Origin of the sequence: Brasilonema sp. UFV-L1, assembly GCF_012912105.1 — a bacterium.
Taxonomy (GTDB): Bacteria; Cyanobacteriota; Cyanobacteriia; order Cyanobacteriales; family Nostocaceae; genus Brasilonema.
Genome location: NZ_QMEA01000250.1, coordinates 1 through 4602 on the forward strand (window position 1 = coordinate 1; position 4602 = coordinate 4602).

Sequence of the window (4602 nt, forward strand, 5' to 3'; positions counted from 1 at the left end):
TTTAGTTCGCGAATATAATACGCGAACTAACCTTTTTTGTCCAAAGTCCAATAATTCAGGTAATTGATCTGACCAAGAAAACCTAAATCCATCAAAATCAAACTGAAATCTACGACCAGAATAACTATCTTTGACAACAATATAGTCATCCATTTTAAAAACTTCGACATCAGCCAAACCTTCATTAAGGCTAGCAATAATATCTGGGTTTTCATATTCGCGCAGCACTATCCCGTCTAAGAGTTTTTTATCAGGACAATCTGTTCCTTCCCACCCAAAAGGATGCATTCCACAGACTATTCTGTCAGCACCATGAAGGTAAGAACAGCCCTTGCAGGAATCTAAACAAGCATTTGCAAATTGTCCACTAGATTTTGCCCAGTAAAAACTATTATGAAGCCGAAAATATTCCTCCAACGCTTCTTTTGGGAAAAATTGATGTGAATGGAAATACTTTCCTACTAGGTTTTCTCTTTCTGGATAGCTGGCTTCAAAAAGGACAGTCAGTTTTTGAATTTGATAGTCATCAAGTTTAACAGAAACAATTTCTTCTTTGAAGTCAGACTTTGTACCGCAATGCGAACTCAAACGACAAAGATGTAATCCGTGTAAGGTAGGATGACCTTTGATTTGAGTTACATAATAGGTGTAAGTAACATTTTGCCGCCAAGTATATTCAACTCCTTCTGAATTAGTTTCCTCATCTTCATCTTCCCAATCATCCAAACCAAATGATTCATTTTCTTCCTTCTCTTCTTCCTCTGAATCATCTTCATCAAGTGATTCGTCAGAATTATAGAAATTAATTGCAATTATCCGGTTTGAAGACCTACTTTTTTTCTCCTCTTCCAACTCTTTATTGGTTGTACTCAATACCAAACTACCAACAGCAACAGCAGAAACAGTACCAACTAAACCAAATAAACCAGTTGCAGTCGCAAAAGCAGTTATACCCTTGTAAGCAGGCTTATTTTCTACGCCCACCCCGGCATCCGCCAGGAATGTCAACCCAACTGAAGCCGGTAAAATCAATCCTACTGAAGCAAGCATTGCTAGTAAAAAAGCCATTCCTAAACAAGAATTTATTTCTTGTAGTCGATGTACAACCTGTGTCTTGAATTTGCCTTTCATAATTTCCCCTTTTGCGATTTTAACCGTTAGCTGCTAATGGCAACCCCGGCATTGGGGATTAGGGCATAGACTACTCTAAAAAGACTTACTACTCTACTCCTTTCAGCATTAATGGCACTCAGTATATTGAACCCACCCGTCTGATGTTCGAGTTCAGCCTCTATAAAGTCTTACCCAGGAACAATAGCAGGCATCGAACCTGCTTAAAACCCGTATATTTACTGTCCAAAAGTCCAAGTATTAGTTTCGTTTAATTCCAATTCTTCAAAGCATTTAACAAAACTTGGGAAATGGAAATATCTTAGCGGCATCCGAGATATTAAGAGTAGAGAGAAATTGTCTAGTTTAGCTAACTGTTGCAATCGGAATAAGTCATCACTTAAAGTCTCGCTGACACAGTGAAACCTATCAAAGTTATCTATCACTAGCAACTTTTGAAATCCATGAGATAATTGACTCACAATATTTGACCAATTCTGCTGATAGTACAAACCTAAACTAATAGGAATAACATCAAATAAATTATCCACGCTAAAAGGGTATTCAAGGTTAAGATAAACGGACTCTAGGTTAATGTCTTTGAGCAAGCAGTTTCTAACAGTAAAAGTCTTACCAATACCCTGCTGACCCCACAGGTGAATATTCTTACCTGCATTTATCTTCTCAATCAACAAACTGTACTCTTGAAAACGTAACATGACTGTCATCCGGTAAAGAAACTGTATATTTTAACTAAAGTGACATTAAATATGTAACTGATTGACTGTGTTTTTCTAAGCTATTTCTGGAAAATTGATTAGAGACAATAAAATTATCTAACAAAAAATCAGGTGATTGTGATAATCGCAGTAGTACACCATCATCACCATTACTGCGATAATAGTAATGAACAACAGGTGATTTTATAATTGTCAAATTATCGTTACGAATAGCTCGTCCTGCCACCAAACCATCCATGATAAACTTGGCAGCAGCAGCAACATTATCACTATCTCGTCCAAAGTTTTTCAGATACCAATGAAACTCAACCCATACAGCACTATCCAAAGAAAATCCACAATCCTGGACAAATTTACCGATTAAGTTTGTCCAATACTTCTTCAGATCAGCACTTGCTTGCCAACCAGAACGTGCTTGATTAATGATTTCGTTCATACTAGGTGGTAAAGGCATTGTTAATTCATATATCATCTCCCTCACCTCCTTGCAAACTATTTAAAAACTCCTCAACAACGTTTCTAAATTTTTTATACGACCTACCATCATGGCGCGATAAATTAAAGACAGCTTTTACAATCTCATCAAGTTGATAGCCCTTTTGATGCAAATTCAAAATTGAGTTTTTAGCTGACTCATCAAGCTGTACATTAAAATGAAAACTACCTTCAAAATCAGTCTTTAATTGCTTAGTTTTAGTAACAGCAGTGGCTTTAGATTTACCTTTGTCATGACTACTACCCTCACCAGACAAACTAGCGACAAATTCATCGAAATCTAGTCCAGACTCCCATGCAGTATAGGAGTCATCTTGGTTTTTGGCATCTATTAGCAACTGCTTGAAGTATTCAGGATCTTCATCATCAGCAACATACAACGCCTGGAGTCGCACCACCTCAGTCGTTTTGTACAAGAAATCCCCATATCCCAGCAAGTAAACTGCACGCTTGTCTTTATCGTCCCCAAGGATAATACAACTATCTTCAGGACGAGTTGTAACAAAGGCAGTCTTGGCAGGAAAGTTTGAGCGAATCAAAGGGTCAATAACGTTCTTGTCAGGACGCTGTGTGTACAATAGGACATGAATACCTGCACCACCAGCTTTTGCAAGTAACTTCATCAGCGCACTCTCAATGCGATCGCAGTAATTATCATCCGAAAGCAAATCAAAACATTCGTCAATCAAACACACAATTCGCGGCATGATAATACCAGGTACAAACCGCAAGTTGTACTGCGCGATTGTTTCAATACTGCTGTGGCGTTCAAACTCCTGGTAGCGCAATTCCATCTCTTCAACCAGGTAATCGAGTAAATTAGCAGTAGATTCTGCATCACGCGCAACTGGGGCAACAAGATGAGGTAGCCCGTCAAATTTACCAAACGTCACACGTTTAACATCCGAAAGTGCTAACCGAACAAGCGAAGGGGGATACCGCCGCACTAAATATAAAATTGCTGCTTTCTCAAACTGTGACTTTCCACCCCGTGTTCGCCCACCACCCAGAATATGAGTCACGTTATCGCTGTACAGGGGAATTTCGACATAGGTACCATCGACATCAACACCACCGGGGATGGATACCGAATGAACATCAGGTTCGCCGTCAAAGGTAATATAGTCACGGAAATAGGCAAACTGTCTATCAAGTCTGGGTATATCAAATACCACCCCTCCAGGAACTACACTCACCATTGGCGCAACTTTCAAGCTTAATTCTTCACCAAGCTGCTGTACTAAGTCATTGCCGATATCTTCTACCTTCTTATAAGAAACACCCCGTCCTAGTTTTACCTTAATACGGTTGAATGTTGGACCAGTTTTGGCATCAACATACTTAGCATGAATACTAAAATCTTCTAAAGTGTCAACTAACAATATTCCTGCCTGTTCCATAGTGGAAATCTGTGAATGGATAATTTCCTTAGTAGAAGCCTTACTCTCTAGAAATTTCGGTTCGTTAATTGTTGAACCATCTCCTGTAAGTTGTAAATCTATTTCTTTACCTGTAATACGCGCAACCAGCACTGCTGTTCGGTAACAATACTTCTTGATAAAAGAATCTTTAGTCTTGTTAGCCAAATCTATAAAAACATGAGTTGGTTTATGAGTTAAAAAAAGCTTGTAGAGGTTCTCTTGAACCACTTCGTAGCCAATCTGCTTCAAATAGATATTTTTAATAGAGTCAATATATTGAAATAAATCTTCAATTGGAGATGAGTCTGCTATTTGAACAGCCTTTTGGTGTATGTTACTTTGCTCCCACTCTGATGGTACACGATTGATATGGATATACTCAAGTGCATACCGGACAAACTCATACTGGTTTAAAGTACAGTATTCTGCACAGATTGATAAGATTTCTTCATCACTGGCACCTGTCATCACTGATGAGTATATTACCTGAAATAAAAACTCTAAATCAAATTCAACAACTGGACGTGATAACTTCGTCTGAAAATTAATTTGTTGTAGAACAGCTTCAGCATAATTAACCATTGATGAAGATAAAGCTTCGCGTACATGCACCTTAATCTCGTCATCGCTCAAACCATTTTGTTTTGCCTGCACAATTGCAGTTAAGACTTGTTGTTTGTGAGAACCAATCTGACTATTATTGTTATTATGAGGTACTAACATTTCAAATACAACCTCGTAAATCAATATAATATAGTCAGCTGAAAATCAACAATATAATCCAATACGGTTCAGTTAAGCTTCAAAGTGTTGTAAATTGAGCATTGACCTCAAAA

The 4602-nt window shown here is 38.1% G+C and carries 3 protein-coding genes and 1 pseudogene; all 4 read right to left on the reverse strand.

Going from position 1 to position 4602, the window contains the following annotated elements; genetic code table 11:
- Positions 1-1131 (reverse strand): annotated as a pseudogene (locus DP117_RS33595) (hypothetical protein); the annotation flags it as partial.
- A 218-nt stretch (positions 1132-1349) separates the two neighbouring features.
- Entirely contained in the window at positions 1350-1829 is a 480-nt protein-coding gene (locus tag DP117_RS33600; RefSeq protein WP_169222488.1) for an AAA family ATPase, read from the reverse strand.
- A 34-nt stretch (positions 1830-1863) separates the two neighbouring features.
- Positions 1864-2322: a hypothetical protein gene (locus DP117_RS33605; protein WP_169222489.1), complete on the reverse strand. Its 459-nt coding sequence runs from the start codon at positions 2320-2322 to the stop codon at positions 1864-1866.
- Positions 2312-4489 carry a DNA translocase FtsK gene (locus DP117_RS33610; RefSeq protein WP_169222490.1) on the reverse strand — a complete coding sequence of 726 codons (2178 nt, stop codon included), beginning with the start codon at positions 4487-4489 and terminating at the stop codon, positions 2312-2314. The genes DP117_RS33605 and DP117_RS33610 overlap by 11 nt, the downstream gene beginning before the upstream one ends.
- Between the last annotated feature and the right edge of the window lie 113 nt (positions 4490-4602).

Bases quoted from the DNA above. Each gene is read 5' to 3' on its own strand.
- DP117_RS33600 (WP_169222488.1), bottom strand. From the start codon at position 1,829: ATGTTACGTTTTCAAGAGTACAGTTTGTTGATTGAGAAGATAAATGCA.
- DP117_RS33605 (WP_169222489.1), bottom strand. From the start codon at position 2,322: ATGATATATGAATTAACAATGCCTTTACCACCTAGTATGAACGAAATC.
- DP117_RS33610 (WP_169222490.1), bottom strand. From the start codon at position 4,489: ATGTTAGTACCTCATAATAACAATAATAGTCAGATTGGTTCTCACAAA.